Consider the following 17,891-nt stretch of genomic DNA (forward strand, 5'->3'; position numbering starts at 1 on the left):
TTGCCCGACGCCCGGTCCGGGAGTGGGAATTGTCGCGTATCTACCATGTGGCGCTGATGACGGTGTTCGTCGCACTCTCGGCGGGCACAGCCTTGTCGGCGGAAACCGCGCCCGAGGCAGGTGCACCGGCAACCTCGGAGCGCGCCGTCAACGCTGATGCGTTGCTGCGGCTCGGCGACCTCTACAGCAACGCCGGCAACGCCAACCGCGATCCGGCGAAGGCGTTCGACTACTACCGTCAGGCGGCAGACGCCGGCAATGCTGCTGCAAGGCTCCGCGTCGGCGAAATGCGCGTGCTGGGCGAAGGCACCGAACGGGATATCAGCGCCGGTCTTGCGACCATCGAAGAGGTGGCCTCGGCCGGCGATGGTGCAGCACTTGCCTCGCTGGGCGGTCTCTACAGCCACGCTGACAGCCGGGCGATCCCGCTCGACCTGCCGCGCGCCTACGACTATTACCGCCGCGCTGCTGCTGCGGGCAACGAAACAGGCATCCTGCGCAGCGGCGAAATGCTGGCGCGTGGACAAGGTATCGCCAGGGACAGCGCGGCCGGGCTTACCCTGGTACGGTCGCTTGCCGATCGCGGCAACATCTACGCTCTCGTTTCGCTGGGTGATCTGATGAGCGATGCCGATGCCGGCGTGCCCGACATCGATGGAGCGGAGGCGGCTTATGCCAAGGCGGCCGCACTCGGACATCCCGACGCATTGCTGCGTCTCGGCGATCTCTTCGGCAGCGGCCGCGCCGGCAAGCCCGATTACGCCAAGGCATTCGGCTTCTACGAAAAGGCTGCGGAGGCCGGACAACAGCTCGGCAAGCTGCGTGTGGCTGAGCTGACATTCCGTGGCCAAGGCACGCGCCAGGACGTCGAGGGCGGTCTGTCGTCGATCAAGGCTCTGGCTGACGCCGGTGACGTCGAAGCACTGACATTTCTTGGCGATGTCTACAGCGGAACCAGCCCGACCACTGTCGCAAGAGACCTCGTCACGGCATTTGCCTATTACCAGCGCGCTGCCGACACCGGCGACACGCCTGCGGCCCTAAGGGTCGGCGAATTGATGGCGCATGGGCTGGGCACGTCGCGCGACGTTTCGGGCGGGCGCGACATGGTTCGCCGGATCGCCGACGCCGGCAATACGCTCGCGCTGATCAGCCTCGGCGACCTGCTGCGCGAACCGGAGTCGGGTGCCGTCGACGCGGACGGCGCAGTTGCAGCCTATGAACGTGCCGCCGGCCTGAACGAACCCGAGGCGCTGGTGCGCCTGGGCGACTTCTACAGCGACGGCATGACTGTTGCCGTGGATCTGCCCAAGGCGCTCGACTACTACCGCCAGGCTGCCGGGCTCGGTGATGTCATCGGGTCCGTCCGAGCCGGCGCCATGGTGGCGCGTGGACAAGGTACAGCGCAGGACATCGCGGTCGGCCGGGCCATGGTGAGGGCTGCGACAGAGAGCGGCGAAGCCGAGGCGCATGTCGTGATGGGCGACCTGCTGACCAGGGGGGACGGCGGTCCGCCCGACGTCCAGGCCGCAATGCGCGAATATGCCGAAGCGGCGTCGCTCGGGCGGACGCAAGGGCTGATCAGGCTCGGCGACCTCTATCGTGAAGGCAAGCTGTTGCAGAGCAACGGCAAGAAGGCCGCCGGCTACTATCGTCAGGCGGCGGAGGCCGGCGATGGCTATGGGCTGCTCATCCTCGGCTCGGCGCTGTCGGAGAGCCTGTTGCGCAATGCCGGAAAGCCGGCCGATGGGGTCGCTGCCTTGCGCCAGGCCGAAGCGACGGGGTTGGACGATGCCGTCATCCCGCTGGCCGATGCCATGCTCTACGGCATGGGCACCAAGCGCGACGCCAAGGCTGCGGTAGCACTGCTCGAGCAGGCCGCAGCCAGCGGCAACGTCGCGGCAGCCCGGCACCTGATCAGCTACTATCGCGACGGCCGCCGCTATGGCCGAACGACCTTCATCAAGGCCGATCCGAAACGTGCCGAGCAACTGATCGCCGGGGTGTCGCCATGGCTGTCGCGTGGTGACCGCGTCGTGGAGGAGATGCTGTTTGCGGCCGCCGCGAAAGACACAGGAAGCTACCAGTCGATTGCCGCCCGCATGCATGAACTCTCCGCCGAGCAGCGCCAGTCGCTGGTCCGCATGATGCGAACCACCCATCCGAACGGCTACATCTACCTGGTGCAGCAGCAGCTCAAGCAGACCGGTTTCTACAGCGGACCGGTCACCGGCGTGCTGAACGGAACGACCACGCGCGCCGTTACCCGCTATTGCGCGGCGAAATCGATGCCGAACGCCTGCCGCTTCGGACCGATGAGCAGCCAGGCAGGCGACGTCCTGTCCTACGCATTCTAGTCCAAGCCCGGTTCCGGCGTCAGTCGAACCTGTCGCCGAAGATCCGGCTCCAGTGCTCGCCAACCAGCCCATTGAAGAAGCCGTCGCCGGCCTGGAACTGCCTGACAAGTTCCGGATCGCGCGAATGCACGACCGTCGAGTTGACGTTGATGAAGATGATCCGCCGGCCGAGCATCGCTTCCAGTAAGGCAGGTTGGGTCCTGCCCCTGATGCCGGCGAGACCTGCTGTGGCGGCATGGTTGATCAGGCAGTCGATCACAGCACCTGCCTGGCCGGGGAGTGCCAGAACCTGCAAGACGTGGCCGATGTCGCCGCGCCGGCCAAAATAGATGAAGGCGCCGATGATCGCACCGGTGCGTGCAGCCACGGTGCAGCGGAAGACGTCGCCAAAATCCTTCTTGGCCGAGGCATCCGACATGACGCGCGCCAGCACCGTCGCGTCCCATTCCGGATGAACCGCGAACCTCGACGTGAACGTTTCGAGCAACCTTGAAAATCCGTCCGCATCGACCTCCGAAACCGCATAACGGCCTTGCGACGTGGCCGCGTCACCGGCGCCGAACCAGCGCGAAAACTCGCCGCTGCTGCGGCGAAGGCCGAGGCAGGCATCGACCGCACGGGCCAGGGGGGTGGCGAAGCGCGCCGCGGGCAGCCGCTGCTTTGCGCCGGCGATGGCAAAGGCAGCCGGTCTGAACACCTTTATCCAGTCGAGGCTGTATTGCGGCAGGATCGAACCGCGCAAAGTCGTCCACATGCTGGCGGTGACGTCGCTTGCTGTCTCGCTGAACGAGATGTCCTGGGGGCCAGCAAGGAACGCCTTGAGCAATCTTGCGCCGGAAAGGTCGTTGCGCTGGTCCTCGTCGACCATCAGCGAACCGCAGATCGACGCATTGAGTTTTTTGTCGTTGAAACGCATGGGCAGCGACGTGACGCCGATGAAACCCGATATCCGGCCGTCGTCGGCGACATGGACAAGCGATGGCGAGCCAACCGCACCGTGCGTGGAGTCGAGATAGAGGCGCTGGAGGTAGCCGGGCAGGGACGCAGGTACTGGCTTGCGCCGCCTGCGTAGCACGCGCTGGAACATGTCTGCGACGACCGGGAGATCGGCGGCCTGCAACGGACGAATTTCAGGCATCGGGCGAAGCCTCGGTCATTTCACGGCAACAATGGCTTACGGTGGAATTATCTAGGAAGGGTTTCGAAGTTCGAACTCCCGGTCACGCGGGGTCGAGTTTGCGCGCGATAGCCACGCGGGGTGCGTTGGATATGTCGGTTGCGAACGACACCGGCGCGTAGGCGCGTGCCCTGGCTAGAAGTGCCGCGACCTGGCGGTCCTGGCCCTCGCCGAATTCGAAGGCCAACCATCCACCGGGCTTGAGAAAGGCCTGTGCCTCGCGGATCAGCCGCTGGTGGATCGACAGGCCGTAAGGACCGCCGTCGAACGCCTCCCTCGGTTCTGATTCAAGCAGTTCGCTGCGATCACCTTCCAGGCGGGCCGACGAAATATAGGGCGGATTGCAGACCACGAGGTCGATGGATCCGGCAAGATCCAGCCCGTCAAACGCGCCGAACAGATCGCCTTGGGCGATGGTCACCCGGTCGGCCACTCCGAGACGGTCGGCGTTGCGGCGGGCGACGGCCACGGTGCTGTCGGTCAGGTCAGCGCTCCAGACCCGCGCGCTCGGCACTTTGCTGGCGATCGCCAAGCCGAGATTGCCGGAGCCGCAACACATGTCGATCACGTGCGCGCCAGGGGCTCGATCTTTGAGGATAGCGATCGCGGCATTGCCCAGAATGGCTGTTTCCTCGCGCGGGACAAGGACGGCGGGCCCCAGTTCGAGTTCGATATCCATGAACCTGTGCAGCCGGCTTCCTGATTTGCCGCCGTTGTTCTCAACGATATGCATTGTTGCCCTCGCCAAGTCCTGAGCCCTGCCCATGACAACCCTAGTGCATTGGATCGTCAACCGAACAATGCTTCTGTCAGGCATGATTGTCATCAATATGACTTGTTCATACAAGTCATTACACAAAGAACCTCTCATCAATATCTACTATCGTATGTCTGTCGGCGAAACCGAAGACTATCGGCTTTGTGATGTGTTTTGATATCGGAATTGTGCTTTCCTACCATCGATTAACCTGCGCTAAACACGTGCGCGCGTCGCACTAGCGGAACGAGAGTCCAGCGTATGTGTGGATTTGTCGGGTATCTGGGAGGTGTCGAGCCAGCGGTGGCTGAAAAGCTGCTGCGCAGGATGACCGACAGCATCGCCCATCGTGGACCCGACGAGCAGGGATTGTTTGTTTGTCCATCGGCCGGACTTGGTCATGCGCGTCTGTCGGTCGTCGGGCTCGGCGATGGACAGCAGCCGATGGCGAGCGCGTCGGGCAATCTCCACATCGCCTTCAACGGCGAGATATTCAACTATGTCGAGCTGCGCGATGAGCTGAAGGCGCGGGGCCGCCGGTTCCGCACTGGCAGCGATACCGAGGTGATCCTGCATCTCTATGAGGAGATGGGCCCAGACTGCGTCGACGTGATGAATGGTGACTTTGCCTTCGCCATCTGGGATGAGCCACGCCAGCGCATGTTCCTGGCGCGCGACCGCATGGGAGTGCGGCCGTTGTTCTACACCGAAGTGCGCGGTGCCTTGTATTTTGCCTCCGAGGTCAAGGCGCTGCTGCAGGTTCCGGGCTTCACAGCCGAGCTCGACGAAGTGGCGCTCGACCAGATCTTCACGCTGTGGGCGCCGATCGCGCCGCGCACCGCGTTCAAGAACGTCCGCGAACTCGAGCCCGGGTTCGTCATGATCGCCGACAGAGGCGGGCTCACCACGCGTCCCTACTGGCAGCTCGATTTCCCCGACGCCGAAACGAGCCGCGCGCCAAACGACGAAAAGGCGTCGGCGGAAGAACTCAGGGCACTGCTCACCGACGCGACGCGCATCCGCATGCGCGCCGACGTGACCGTCGGCTCCTATCTCTCAGGCGGCCTCGATTCCTCGATTGTCTCGGCGCTGGCAGCGCCGATGGCCGCTGGCGGGCTGCGCACCTTCTCGGTGACCTTCGACAGTGCCGAGCACGACGAAAGCGAGTTCCAGGAAGAGATGGCGCTCGCCATCGGGTCGCATCACAGCGCGGTGAATGTCGGTCCCGGCGACATCGCCTCGATCTTCCCTGAGGTGATCAACGCCACCGAGCGGCCGGTCATCCGCACGGCGCCGGCGCCGCTCTACCAGCTCTCCGGGCTTGTTCGCGCCAAAGGCATCAAGGTCGTGCTGACGGGCGAGGGCGCCGACGAGGTCTTCGCCGGCTACGACATCTTCAAGGAAACGCTGGTGCGGCGCTTCTGCGACCGCCAGCCCGGTTCGGCGAGCCGGCCGCATCTGTTCCGCAAGCTCTATCCCTACCTTCCGGGGCTGCAGAAACAGTCGGCTGCCTATCTCGCCGCCTTCTTCGGTGCCGGCAAGGACAGCCTTGACGACCCGCTCTATTCGCATCGCCCGCGCATGCGCAACACTGCTGCCGCCAAGCTGTTCTTTTCCGGGGACCTGCGCGCCAAGCTTGCATCCTACGATGCCGCCGCCGAGCTTGCGTCGCTGCTGCCCGAACGTTTCGCCCGCTGGCACCCGCTGCACCAGGCGCAATATCTCGAAAGCCGCTTCTTGCTGCCGGGCTATATCCTGTCGAGCCAGGGCGACCGCATGGCCATGGCGCATGGCATCGAAGGCCGCTTCCCGTTCCTCGATCACCGACTTGTCGAGTTCGCCAGCCGGCTGCCGCCTGGCATGAAGCTCAAGGGGCTGGTCGAAAAACACATATTGCGCGAGGCGACCAAGGACCTGTTGCCGCCGTCGATCGGCCAGCGCGTCAAACAACCCTACCGTGCGCCGGATTCGCAATCCTTCGTCGGGGCTAGCGAACAGGCGTGGATGCGCGAGGCGATGAGCGGCGAAGCGATCGCCGATTCAGGATTCTTCGACGTTTCAACGGTACAGAAGCTGACCGAAAAGTGCCGGCAGCAAGCGGTATCGGGCTTCCGGGACAACGCTGCCTTCATCGGCATCCTGTCGACGCAGCTGTGGAACCGGTCATTCGCCGGATCCAGGTCCGATGTTACCGAGGCTGCCTGACGATGGTGCAAAAGGAGAGAGCATGACGCAGCAGGTCAAAGACACAGTCAAAGCCTTCATCATCGACAACTTCCTGTTCGGCGACACGTCCTACGCGCTCGCCGATGACGTTTCGCTGATCGAAAGCGGGGTGATCGATTCCACGGGGGTGCTCGAACTGGTGACCTATATCGAGGACCAGTTCGGGCTTGAGATGGCGGATTCCGACATCGTTCCGGCCAATCTCGACTCGCTGGTGCGGATCGCCGCCTTCATCGAGACCAAGCAGGCTGCGGCGCAGCCGTTGAAGCAGGCAGCTGGCGCCGCCTGAGGGCGCCCGGAGGGGCAATGCGACTGGAGCAATTCTTACGCGACAGCGCGCGGTTGCGGGGCGATAAGACCGCGCTGATTGCCCGCGACGTGCGCCTTTCCTATGCCGAGCTCGACCGCATGTCGGACCGGCTGGCCGCAGCGCTCGCCGATCTCGGCGTCGGACGAGGCGATCGCGTGCTGGTGTTCATGGACAATTGCTGGGAAGCCGCGGTTTCGGTGTTCGCCATTGCCAAGGCCGGTGCCGTCTTCAGTCCGATCAACCCGTCGACCAAGGCCGACAAGCTCGATTTCATCATCGGCAACTGCCGCGCGCGCGCCGTGCTGACTCAGGCCCGGCTGCTGCCCGTTGTCACCGAGGCCCACGAAGGCGGCGACCTGCTGGTCGTGTCGACGGCCGCCGGAGGCAAGGCTTCCGAAGGTGATGTTTCGTTCGAGGAATGCCTGCAGGGCAGCGCCGAGCCGCCGCGTCATGGTGGCATCGACGTCGATCTTGCCATGCTGATCTACACCTCGGGCTCGACCGGCCGGCCCAAGGGCGTGATGATGACCCACCGCAACATCGAGGCGGCGGCCAGTTCGATCACCACCTATCTCGAGAACACATCAGACGACATCATCCTCAACGTTCTGCCCCTGGCCTTCGACTACGGCCTCTACCAACTGATCATGTCGGTCAAGATGGGCGCGACGCTGGTGCTCGAAAAGTCATTTTCGTTCCCGCAGGCGATCTTCGACGTCATCCGCGCCGAGAATGTCACCGGATTCCCGCTGGTCCCGACCATGGCGGCGCTGATCCTGCAGATGCGCGACATCAAGCCGGGGTTCCTGCCCAGCCTGCGCTATGTCACAAATACCGCCGCAGCGCTGCCGCCGGCGCATATCGCCAGGCTGCGCGAACTGTTCACCGGTGTCCGGCTCTACTCCATGTATGGCCTGACCGAGTGCAAGCGCTGCACCTATTTGCCGCCGGCGGAGCTCGACCGGCGCCCGGGCTCGGTCGGCATCGCCATCCCCAACACCGAAGCCTTCGTGCTGGACGACTATGGCCAGCCGGTGCCGCCGGATGTTCCCGGCGAGCTGGTCATTCGCGGCCCGCACGTCATGCAGGGTTATTGGGAGAACGAGGAAGCCACCAACCGCATGCTGCGTCCGGGGGCCAACCCTTGGGAGACGCTGCTCTACACTGGCGACCTGTTCCGCCGTGACGCCGAAGGTTTCCTCTATTTCGTCGGGCGCAAGGACGACATCATCAAGACACGTGGCGAGAAGGTCGCCCCGAAGGAGGTCGAGGCCGTGCTCCACGCCTGTCCCGGCATTGCCGAGGCGGTGGTGATCGGCGTGCCCGATCCTATCCTCGGCCACGCCATTGGCGCGCTGGTCGTGTTGTCCGATCCCAACCTCAGCCAGCGCGAGATCCTGCGCCACTGCCAGGGCCATCTCGAAGATTTCATGGTGCCCAAGATCATCGAATTCCGATCCGAATTGCCCAGGACCGACACCGGCAAGGTCAGCCGGCGTCTGGCCGCCGAATCCATGGAGCCGACGCAATGAACATGCCTATGGCCCAGACCGGCAGCTTCGGGGCGGCGACACTGACCATCGATCCCGAAGCCGAAGCGACGAGGATCGCGGCGGCGCTGCGCAGCCAGCTGACCGGCACGCTGCGCCGGCGCGGCCTTGTGCTCGGCCTGTCGGGCGGCGTCGATTCAAGCGTGAGCGCGGCACTGGCCGTGCGCGCGGTCGGCGCCAAGAACGTCTTTGCCTTGTTCATGCCGGAGGACGATTCCGATCCGGAGAGCCTGCGGCTCGGGCGGCTCGTTGCCGAAACCTTCGGCATTGCGGCGGTCGTCGAGAATATCGGCCCGACCCTGAAGGCAATGGGCTGCTACGAGCGTCGCGACGCCTTCATCCGCGAGCTCGTGCCTGAATACGGCGCCGGCTGGGCCTGCAAGATCGTGATTGCCAATGCGCTGACCAACGAGGGCTACAACATCTCGTCCTTGGTGGTGCAGGACCCCGAGGGCAAGCAGACCAAGCTGCGCATGCCGCCACAGGTCTATCTCGGCATCGTGGCCTCGACCAACATGAAGCAGCGCACCCGCAAGCAGGTCGAGTATTTCCATGCCGACCGGCTCAACTATGCCGTCATCGGCACGCCGAACCGGCTCGAATACGACCAAGGCTTTTTCGTCAAGAACGGCGACGGCGCCGCCGACGTCAAGCCGATTGCCCATCTCTACAAGTCGCAGGTCTACCAGCTCGCCGCCCATCTCGGCGTGCCCGAGGAGATCCGCCGGCGCCCACCGACGACCGACACCTACTCGCTGCAGCAGACGCAGGAGGAGTTTTACTTCTCACTGCCCTACGACCGCATGGATTTGTGCCTTTACGGGCTCAACAACGGCATCCCGGCGGAAGAAGTCGGCGGCGCAGCAGGGCTGACCGCCGAGCAGGTCGGACGCGTCTGGACCGACATCGCCTCCAAGCGCAAGACGACGCGCTACCTGCACAGCGGACCGCTGCTCGTCGATCCGGTGCCGGAAATCTGAGACGATTTTGGCTGCGACCGCCGGCGCAACACGATAGCCCGGCGGCTCCGGACGCCTATTCCGGACGGAGGAAGCGGCCGTTGACCCAGCCTTCCTGGCCGCGGTAGCGCACCTTGCACCAGTTGCGGTCGTCTTGGCAGCCGAGGTTTCTCAGGCCGATGGCGTCGAAGGGGATTTCGTCGAGGACAAAGCCGCGCGGCGAGGGGCTTTCCCTAAGGTTCAGCACATCATCGGCGGCAACGCCGACGACGCGCCATGAGCGTGGCCCAGGCGCCGGATCGGGACCCGGCGCAGGACCAGGGCCGTCGCCGCGTCCGGCAATGCGGACGTCGAGCGAAAATGGTGCTGGCCGATTGCGGCGCGCTTCGGCGCGAACAAGGTAGATCTGGATGGTGTAGACGCCGGAGACGGGCAGGCGACCGTCCCATTGCGTCTGCTCGCGCGCGATGGCGCGGCCGCGCGGGTCGAGCACGTTGAAATAGAGGAAGGTGTTGCGCGAATTGAGGTCGAGGCTCATGCGCTGGCCGCCGCGGGCTTCGAGCCGGTACGACGCGCTGATGCGGCCGAAGACGATGCCGCGCACCGTCGTCTGCGTCGCGCCTGGACGCATGCGCAGCGTCTCCGCACGCTCCTGCTGCGCCAATGCAGAGTGTGGAGCCGCCGGCACCAGCGCAAGCATCAGTGCCAGAAGAAGACCTTTTCGTCGCATCGCCGCGGCTCCCCGAAAAGAGAATCTGGCCGCGATACTATCGCAACAGTTGCGGGAGGAAAGGCCGTGATTGCAACTCGCAGGCCCGATACTGGCGCTACCCGCCGCTGATCGCGGTCAGAACAAAAACCTCGACGCCGGGCTTGAGCCGCGTCTTCAGCGTGACGCGCTCGCCTTCGACAAAGACGTTCATGTGCTTGCGGATGGCCGGCCGTGAATCGCAGATGCGGTCACGCATGCCGGGCCAGCGCCTGTCGAGTTCGTCGACCATGTCGCGGACGGTTGTGGCCGGAACCTCGACCCTGCGCGGCGCGCCGGGAAACAGGTCGACCAAAACACCTGGCAGCCGCACGATCACCGTTGCGGCCTGTGCGTCCGGCTTGCCTGCACGAGAAGGGGTGTTGTCCAAGGTCTTGCCTCGTCAGTCGTCGACAACAAGCGTTTCCACCGACAGGATCGACGGCAGGTGCTGGGTGACGCTCACCCAACTTTCGCCCTCGTCGGCGCTGGCGAAAAGCGCGCCCGAACTGGTGCCGAAATAGACACCTGCGGGCTCCAGCCGGTCGGTCGCCATTGCCTGGCGCAGCACGCCGATATAGGCGTTGTCCTGCGGCAAGCCATTGCGCATCGCCTGCCACTCGCGGCCGGCATTGCGCGTCCGCCAAACGGCGGCCTTGGCGTCGGGCACATAACGGCCGGCGCTGTCGCCGTTGAGCGGCACCAGATAGAGCGTTTCGGGATCGCGCGGATGGGTGGCGGCAGGGAAGCCGAATGTCGAGGGCAGGCCCTTTTCGATGCTGACCCAGCGCTTGCCGCCGTCGTCGGAGCGGTACATGCCGCAATGGTTCTGCTGGTAGAGCCGGTCGGACATGCCGGGCGCCATGACCAGGTTGTGCACGCACTGGCCGAATTCGGGATAATTCTCGCCTTCGGGCATGAAGTCGGCGCGCGTGCCGAGATTGCGTGGCTCCCAGGTCCTGCCGCCATCACCGGTGTAGAAAACGCCGGCCGCCGAAATGCCGATCCAGATGCGGTCGTGGTCGTTGGGATCGATGACAAGCGAATGCAGGATCAGGCCGGCACCGCCCGGGTTCCAGTGCGGCCGGGACGGGTGCTTCTGCAGCCCCTCGACGTGCTGCCATGACTGGCCGGCATCGTCGCTGCGGAACAAGCCGGCCGGCTGCACGCCGGCATAGAGGCTGCCATTGCCCTTGGCGAGGCTCCACACCGCCTTGATCGGCTCTTCGCCCTCGGCATAAGCGAGCCCCTCGCTGGAATGCGTCCAGGTCTCGCCGAGATCGGTCGATTTCCACACCGCCGGACCGAACCATTCATTGCCGCCGGCGCCCCAGATCGTGCCTGTCGCCTGGTCGGCGACGACATGGTTCATCGGCCATGTTTCGCAGAACGGCCCGCGCAGCTTCCAGCTTCGCCGCGCCGCGTCAGTCTCGGCGATGAAGGCACCTTTCTTGGTGCCCAGCAGGACAAGGACTTTCTCAGCCATTGTTCTCCTCCCACGCTGCCGATCTTCAGAGATCGAATCCGGATCGGCGGCTATCGCATTTCAAATGCTGGCTTTTCTTGCTGGTCTGGATGCCCGGCTTCCTCCCGAAGACCATCCATATGTCGGCGCGCTTGAACAATAACGGCAAAGCGACAACCCGGCCAGCTTCGCAGGTCAAGCTCCTGACAAATGGCGGGCGCAGGCAGTGCTGCCGACATTCGAGTTGACAGGACGCCATAATTCAATACCGGTCGCGCTTTAGGCTAGACATGTTCGCGTGCTCGGGAGAAACCATCGGATGACCATCAACGTCGCACCTGTCGGCTTGGCGCGAGACCTGATCGAGCGTGGCAAGTCGGGCAAGCCGATCCGCATCGGGCTGATCGGCTCGGGCGAGATGGGCACTGACATCGTGGCGCGGGTGGCGCACATGTCCGGCATCGAGGTCGGGGCGATCTCCGAACTCAACCTGCCCAATGCGCATCGCGCCGTCGACATCGCCTACCAGGAGAAGGGCCATGCCCGGGAAGTGGCGAGCGGTTCCGCACTCAACGAAGCGATCGAAGCCGGCAAGATCGCCGTCACCAACGATGCCGAGCTGATCCTCAACAGCGGCCTGATCGACGTCGTCATCGATGCGACCGGCGTGCCGGCGGTCGGGGCCGAGATCGGCCTGCGCGCCATGGAGCATGGCAAGCATCTGGTGATGATGAATGTCGAGGCCGACGTCACCATCGGCGCCTATTTGAAGAGCGAGGCCGACCGGCTCGGCGTCACCTATTCGCTCGGCGCCGGCGACGAGCCGTCGTCATGCATGGAGCTGATCGAGTTCGTCTCGGCGATGGGCCACACCATCGTTGCCGCCGGCAAGGGCAAGAACAACCCGCTCAACATCGATGCGGTGCCGCACGACTATGCCGAGGAGGCGGCCCGCCGCAACATGAACGTGCGCATGCTTGTCGAGTTCGTCGACGGCTCCAAGACCATGGTCGAGATGGCGGCGATCGCCAATGCGACGGGGCTGGTGCCCGACAAGGCCGGCATGCACGGCCCGGCAGCAACCTTGCCCGAGCTCAACAAGGTTCTCGTTCCGGAGAAAGACGGCGGCGTGCTGAGCAAGGTCGGCGTCGTCGACTATTCGATCGGCAAGGGTGTGGCACCCGGCGTCTTCGTCATCGCCGACATGTCGCATCCGCGCATCCGCGAGCGCATGGAAGACCTGAAGATGGGCCATGGCCCGTATTTCACCTTCCACCGGCCCTATCATTTGACCTCGCTCGAGGTGCCTTTGACCTGCGCCCGTGTCGTGCTTTACGGCAAGGCCGACATGGTGCCGCTGGCCAAGCCGGTGGCCGATGTCTGCGCGGTGGCCAAGAAGGACATGGCCCCGGGCGACAGGCTCGATGCGATCGGCGAATATTGCTACCGCGCCTGGATCATGACGGCACCCGAAGCGCGTGCGGCGAAAGCCATTCCCTGCGGCCTGCTGCAGGGCGGCACCGTCACCGCGCCGATCAGGAAGGGCGAACTCATCACCTCAGCCAACGCCGCCGTCGCACCGGGTTCGAAGATCGCCGAGCTCAGGGCACGACAGGACCGGCTGGTCTATGGCGAATAGGGCCACGGGCTCGCCGACAGGCGCGTGAAGCTTGCGGGCGTGGCGTTGGCGGACGCCGGGCTTGCCTAAACGATCATGGAAATGAGGAGATGACCATGGACAGCAAGAGCGGCTCAGGCGCAGGCGCGACGCCATCGCAACTGATCGATGCAAAGATCAAGGAACTGGGCGACTGGCGCGGCGAGACTCTCGCTCGGGTCCGCAGCCTGATCAAGCAGGCCGTCCCCGAGGTGATCGAGGAGTGGAAGTGGCGCGGCGTCCCCGTCTGGGAACACGCCGGCATCATCTGCACAGGCGAAACCTACAAGAGCGTGGTCAAGCTGACCTTCGCCAAGGGGGCGTCGCTCGAGGATCCGTCAGGCCTGTTCAACTCCAGCCTTGAGGGCAACACCAGGCGCGCCATCGATTTCCGCGAGGGTGACAAGATCGACGAAGACGCGTTGAAAACGCTTATCGGTGCCGCCGTGGCGTTCAATATGTCGGTGCTCGCGGCGCGTGCGCAGAAGCGGCCGAAGCGCGCCTGAGCGCTCATAGCCGCAATGATCGCAGGGCTGCCTACGCCTCCAGCGCACCGGAGCGCGCGTCGCTGCTGGGGGCCGTGCCCACCAGCTTGACCAGGTCGTCGCCGGCGCGCGTGGCGCGGTGCGAGCGGCGGGTGAGGATGTAGCCGTCCTGCGGCGCCAGCACCTCGACCCTGCCGCCGTCTTCGCCAGGCGCGCGCAGGATTGTGGCAATGTGGGCGCCGGCCGTGACCCGGTCGCCCGGCTTGACGTGATAGAGAATGGCGCCGGCGCAAGGGGCAGGCACCATCTCGACATGGTCGATCGGCGCCACCACGCCGTCAAAGGTCTTTTGCGTTTCGACCGAAGCGTCCTCGATCACCCCGCGCGCCACCAGCAGCCGGTAGAGCCCTTGGGCGTCGGCTTCGGCGACGGGCGCATAGACGTCGGAGACGCCGCGATACTCGACTGTCGTGACGACGCGGCTTTCGAGCCGTGCCTCCTTGCGCGGCATCTTGAGATAGGGGTGAAGCGAGGCCTCGTCGAAGGACGAGCCCGACTGGCCGCTCCACAGGATGACGGCATCGACGCCCATGTTCGCCGCGCAGTCGGCCATTGCCGGCCACAGCTCGTCGGGCACGTAGAGATAGGCGACACCCTCGTCGTCGCAATGCAGGTCGAGCACGATGTCGTGGCCGAGCGAGAGCTTGAGCAGGCGTGCTTTCAGCCGCCGGTCAGACGACATCGGCACCTCTTCGCCCGGCAACAGCGCGGCGTCGGGCCTGTCGAGCAGCGGAAAATCGCGGTTGTAATTGACGCGCGTACCGAGGTCGAAGCGGCCTTGCGATGCGCCGAACAGGAGCTGGTTGGCGCCGATCGGGTTGGCGCGCGGAACGATTGTGAGGTTACCGCGCACGCGGCCTTGGCTTTCGGCCTTGCGCAGCTTCGGCATCAGCGCGTCGATGGCAACGACGCCGGGCAGTTCGTCGCCATGCAGTGCTGCCTGGATGTAGGCCGAAGGCGCGTTGGGCGAGGTCCCCGAGATGCGGTAGAGCGGCAATTCATAGGCGAGGCCTTCGCTGTCGCCCCTGATCGTCTCGACCGATTTTTTCATCTCTTTTCCCTTGATGTTTCATCGCCAGCCCTAGTGCATGAGCCCGAAAATCGGAAACGATTTTCGCTGGGGATTTTGCCCCCGGGTTCAAAGTGCTACGGCTCCTTCGCGCCTCCAGCTGGACGCACGGCGCTGTTGCTGCTTGGATTGGCATAAACCAGAGGGACGGTGCCATTGTCCTGATCCAGCGCGGTCAAGCCACGGCTCCAGAAACCTGGGCTGTCGAACCCCACTGCTTCATCAGTGCCGCCGAACGGGCAAGCTGGGGTGCCGTGTGGAAGTCGTGGCCGAGCCTGGCGGCGGCCCGCCACGGCCAGCGTGGATCGGCAAGCAATGCGCGGCCGAGCGCCACCATGTCGGCGCGGCCCTCACGGATGATGGCGTCGGCCTGAACAGGCTGGTCGATCATGCCGACCGCGCGGACAGGAATGCCGGTCGCCTGTTTCACCGCCTCGGCAAGATGGACCTGGTAGCCCGGGCCGGTGCGCAAGCTCTGATGTGGCGAGTTGCCGCCGCTCGAACAGCAGATGTAGGCGACGCCCGCCTTGCTGTAGGCCTTGGCGACCTCGATCGCCTCTTCGAGGCTGAAGCCGCCGTCGACCCAGTCGGTCAGCGACATGCGGACGCCGAGCATGAGCCCCGGAACGGCTTGCGCGACACGGCGCGCGACCTCGATGGGAAAACGCATGCGGTTTTCCTGCGAGCCACCCCACTTGTCGGTGCGATGGTTGGACAGGGGTGAGAGAAACTGGTGCAGCAGGTAGCCATGCGCCGAATGCAGCTCGATGAAGTCGAAGCCGGCGCGCTCGGCGCGCTTTGCTGCCGCAACGAAATGGCCGATCGTCTCGTCGATGCCTGCTTCGCTCAGCGCCTGCGGCACCTGCCAGCCATCGGCATAGGCCAGCGCCGACGCTGAGACCACCGGCCAGGCATCTTCGTCAGGGGCGAGCGGCCCCGAGCCTTCCCACGGGCGACGGTTCGAGGCCTTGCGGCCGGCATGGGCAAGTTGGGTGCCGAACTTGGTGCTCGGCGCTGCCACCCGCTTGGCCGCGTCGAGTGCCCGTTTCGCCGCGGCCTCGTTGGCGTCGGAATAAAGCCCGAGGCAGCCATGGCTGATCCTGCCGCGCCGCTCGACGTCGGTCATCTCGACGGTGACCATGCCGGCGCCGGACATTGCGAGGTTCATCCAGTGCTGCAGGTGCCAGTCGGTGGCCGAGCCGTCGTCGGCCGAATACTGGCACATCGGGGCAACGGCGATGCGGTTGGGAAGCTCGAGTTGGCCAAGCGTGATAGGCGAAAACAGATGGACGGTCATTGGCGGCTCCTGGGGCTTGGAAAGGCAACTGTAAGATGTTTGCAGCGGTCGGCAACCGTGTTGCATCGGGTCACGCCGTGTTAACAGTCGGCGCGATGAGCGCCAGCAGCGACACGGCGCGGCGGATTCCTGGAGGGCGCATGACCGCGACACGAGACAGGCTTGAGGTGATCCTGGCGCGGCTCAAGGCGCGCGCCGGCGACGAGCGGGTGTTCGCCAAACTCTATGGTGAAGCCGCGCGCGCAGCTGCCGATGCCACCGATGCGCGGGTTAGGGCAGGGCTCACGCTCGGGCCGCTCGACGGTGTCATCGTCTCGATCAAGGACCTGTTCGACGTTGCTGGCGAACCGACGCTGGCTGGCTCGGTGATGCGCCGCGCCACTGCGCCGGCGCAGGTGGACGCACTGGTGGTAAAGCGGCTGCGCCGCGCCGGTGCCGTCATCATCGGCAAGACCCACATGACCGAATTCGCCTTCACAGCACTCGGCCTCAACCCGCATTACGGCACGCCACCCAACGCCGCCGACCCCACGCTGATCCCCGGCGGCTCGTCGTCGGGCGCCGGCGTGTCGGCGGCCGAAGGCAGCTCAGACATATCTGTCGGCTCGGATACCGGCGGGTCGGTGCGGGTGCCTGCCGCCCTCAATGGCGTCGTCGGCTTCAAGCCGACGGCGCGGCGTATCCCGCTCGACGGCGCATTTCCGCTGTCACCATCGCTCGATTCGATCGGCCCGCTCGCCAGGTCGGTTGCGCAGTGCATCGCTGCTGACGCTGTCATGGCCGGCAAGGAGCATTTTGTCCTGCCGCCGTTGTCGATGTCTGGCCTGCGCATCGCCGTGCCGCGCGGTCGGCTGCTTGACAGTGTCGAAGCAGGTGTCGCGGCAAGTTTCGACCGCGCGCTGCAGCAACTGGCGGCGGCAGGGGCGACAATCACCGAATGCCGCGTCGACGATCTGCTGGCCGACCTGCGCGTGGCGACCCGGACAGGGACGATCGCGGCGATCGAAGGCGCCGCGATCCACGCCGACTGGCTCGCCAATGGCGCGTCGACCCCGGTCGATGCCAATGTCAGCGGCGCGCTGGGTCGTGCGATGCAAGTGCCGGCGGTCAGCTACATCAGGACGATGAACCGGCGCGCCGAGCTCGTCGCTGCCATGGATGCGCGGCTTTCTGCCTTTGATTTTGTCGTCTTGCCGACGACGCCGGTCACAGCCCAGCCGATCGCCGAACTGCTGGCCGACGGGGCGCATGCCGACCGCATCGAAGGGCTGTTGTTGCGCAACACCCAGGTCGCCAACCAGTTCGACCTTACTGCATTGTCGCTGCCGATGCCTGGATCCGCCCGCCCAGCCGGTCTGATGTTGATGGCGCGCAACGGTCACGACCGGCGCTTGCTATCAGCGGGACTCGCCGTCGAGACGCTACTGGCGGACGCATAGGAGCCTATATGACTGCGCTCATCACCGACGACGGTATCGTCACCCGCTGGCCGGCCAAGGCCGCCGACCGCGTCCTGGTGCTCGATTTCCTTGCCGCCAGGTTCGAGCCAGGGCGCGACTATGCCGAAAAGGAGGTGAACGACATCCTCAAGCGGCACCACAGTTTCGGCGACTGGGCGTTGCTCAGGCGCGAACTGATCGAAAGTGGCCGCTTTCGGCGCGACCCCGGTGTCGGGCGTTACTGGCTGCCGCAGGCGTCCTAGGCACTTGCGGAGCTGGCTGAAATAATGGTCATCTTGGCGTCGACCCGTGGCGGGCCCGGAATCGTATGAGGA

At 65.0% G+C, this 17,891-nt stretch carries 16 protein-coding genes; 9 read left to right on the forward strand and 7 right to left on the reverse strand.

Going from position 1 to position 17,891, the window contains the following annotated elements:
* The first annotated feature begins 29 nt into the window (after positions 1-29).
* On the forward strand, positions 30-2,357 hold the full coding sequence (locus ACHMW7_RS13580) for a tetratricopeptide repeat protein (RefSeq protein ID WP_395450736.1): 2,328 nt from the start codon (positions 30-32) through the stop codon (positions 2,355-2,357).
* Positions 2,358-2,376: 19 nt separating this feature from the next.
* Here the strand turns inward: ACHMW7_RS13580 and ACHMW7_RS13585 are convergent, their stop codons facing one another.
* Together ACHMW7_RS13585 and ACHMW7_RS13590 are read right to left on the reverse strand one after the other, a co-directional pair.
* The gene (locus ACHMW7_RS13585) at positions 2,377-3,495 is read right to left on the reverse strand and encodes a hypothetical protein (RefSeq protein ID WP_395450737.1); all 1,119 of its coding nucleotides are present in this window, start codon (positions 3,493-3,495) and stop codon (positions 2,377-2,379) included.
* An 82-nt stretch (positions 3,496-3,577) separates the two neighbouring features.
* Entirely contained in the window at positions 3,578-4,267 is a 690-nt protein-coding gene (locus ACHMW7_RS13590; RefSeq protein WP_395450738.1) for a N5-glutamine methyltransferase family protein, read from the reverse strand.
* A gap of 285 nt (positions 4,268-4,552) precedes the next feature.
* Between ACHMW7_RS13590 and asnB the strand changes: the two genes are divergently transcribed.
* From asnB to nadE, 4 genes are read left to right on the forward strand one after another with little or no spacing between them, the layout of a single operon-like run.
* Positions 4,553-6,496, forward strand: coding sequence for an asparagine synthase (glutamine-hydrolyzing) (gene asnB, locus ACHMW7_RS13595; RefSeq protein WP_395450739.1), 1,944 nt, complete (start codon positions 4,553-4,555; stop codon positions 6,494-6,496).
* 22 nt (positions 6,497-6,518) lie between these two features.
* The gene (locus ACHMW7_RS13600) at positions 6,519-6,806 is read left to right on the forward strand and encodes an acyl carrier protein (RefSeq protein ID WP_395450740.1); all 288 of its coding nucleotides are present in this window, start codon (positions 6,519-6,521) and stop codon (positions 6,804-6,806) included.
* A 17-nt stretch (positions 6,807-6,823) separates the two neighbouring features.
* Positions 6,824-8,359 (forward strand): class I adenylate-forming enzyme family protein, encoded by a 1,536-nt coding sequence (locus ACHMW7_RS13605; RefSeq protein WP_395450741.1) that lies wholly within the window; start codon positions 6,824-6,826, stop codon positions 8,357-8,359.
* A complete protein-coding gene (gene nadE / locus ACHMW7_RS13610; RefSeq protein ID WP_395450742.1) occupies positions 8,356-9,357 on the forward strand; it encodes an NAD(+) synthase in 1,002 nt (333 codons plus the stop codon). The genes ACHMW7_RS13605 and nadE overlap by 4 nt, the downstream gene beginning before the upstream one ends.
* 55 nt (positions 9,358-9,412) lie before the next feature.
* Here nadE and ACHMW7_RS13615 read toward each other — a convergent pair whose 3' ends face one another.
* The 3 genes from ACHMW7_RS13615 to ACHMW7_RS13625 form a co-directional block, all read right to left on the reverse strand.
* Positions 9,413-10,066, reverse strand: coding sequence for an SH3 domain-containing protein (locus tag ACHMW7_RS13615; RefSeq protein ID WP_395450743.1), 654 nt, complete (start codon positions 10,064-10,066; stop codon positions 9,413-9,415).
* Between the two features lie 97 nt (positions 10,067-10,163).
* Complete coding sequence (locus tag ACHMW7_RS13620; RefSeq protein WP_395450744.1) at positions 10,164-10,475, reverse strand: MoaD/ThiS family protein; 312 nt, start codon at positions 10,473-10,475, stop codon at positions 10,164-10,166.
* 12 nt (positions 10,476-10,487) lie between these two features.
* Positions 10,488-11,570 (reverse strand): WD40/YVTN/BNR-like repeat-containing protein, encoded by a 1,083-nt coding sequence (locus ACHMW7_RS13625; RefSeq protein WP_395450745.1) that lies wholly within the window; start codon positions 11,568-11,570, stop codon positions 10,488-10,490.
* 298 nt (positions 11,571-11,868) lie between these two features.
* On the opposite strand from ACHMW7_RS13625, the gene ACHMW7_RS13630 reads away from it, so the two are divergent.
* Together ACHMW7_RS13630 and ACHMW7_RS13635 are read left to right on the forward strand one after the other, a co-directional pair.
* Positions 11,869-13,188 carry an NAD(P)H-dependent oxidoreductase gene (locus ACHMW7_RS13630; protein ID WP_395450746.1) on the forward strand — a complete coding sequence of 440 codons (1,320 nt, stop codon included), beginning with the start codon at positions 11,869-11,871 and terminating at the stop codon, positions 13,186-13,188.
* A gap of 95 nt (positions 13,189-13,283) precedes the next feature.
* Positions 13,284-13,712 (forward strand): DUF1801 domain-containing protein, encoded by a 429-nt coding sequence (locus ACHMW7_RS13635; protein ID WP_395450747.1) that lies wholly within the window; start codon positions 13,284-13,286, stop codon positions 13,710-13,712.
* A 31-nt stretch (positions 13,713-13,743) separates the two neighbouring features.
* Here ACHMW7_RS13635 and ACHMW7_RS13640 read toward each other — a convergent pair whose 3' ends face one another.
* A complete protein-coding gene (locus ACHMW7_RS13640) occupies positions 13,744-14,802 on the reverse strand; it encodes a succinylglutamate desuccinylase/aspartoacylase family protein (protein WP_395450748.1) in 1,059 nt (352 codons plus the stop codon).
* A 193-nt stretch (positions 14,803-14,995) separates the two neighbouring features.
* Positions 14,996-16,117, reverse strand: a complete 1,122-nt coding sequence (locus tag ACHMW7_RS13645) for an NADH:flavin oxidoreductase/NADH oxidase (protein ID WP_395450749.1) — start codon at positions 16,115-16,117, stop codon at positions 14,996-14,998.
* Positions 16,118-16,257: 140 nt separating this feature from the next.
* Here ACHMW7_RS13645 and ACHMW7_RS13650 point away from each other — a divergent pair, with 140 nt between their 5' ends.
* On the forward strand, positions 16,258-17,556 hold the full coding sequence (locus ACHMW7_RS13650; RefSeq protein ID WP_395450750.1) for an amidase: 1,299 nt from the start codon (positions 16,258-16,260) through the stop codon (positions 17,554-17,556).
* 8 nt (positions 17,557-17,564) lie between these two features.
* The gene (locus ACHMW7_RS13655) at positions 17,565-17,819 is read left to right on the forward strand and encodes a DUF2087 domain-containing protein (protein ID WP_395450751.1); all 255 of its coding nucleotides are present in this window, start codon (positions 17,565-17,567) and stop codon (positions 17,817-17,819) included.
* Positions 17,820-17,891: the final 72 nt, after the last annotated feature.

This window comes from Aminobacter sp. UC22_36, assembly GCF_044056035.1.
Classification (GTDB): Bacteria; Pseudomonadota; Alphaproteobacteria; order Rhizobiales; family Rhizobiaceae; genus Aminobacter.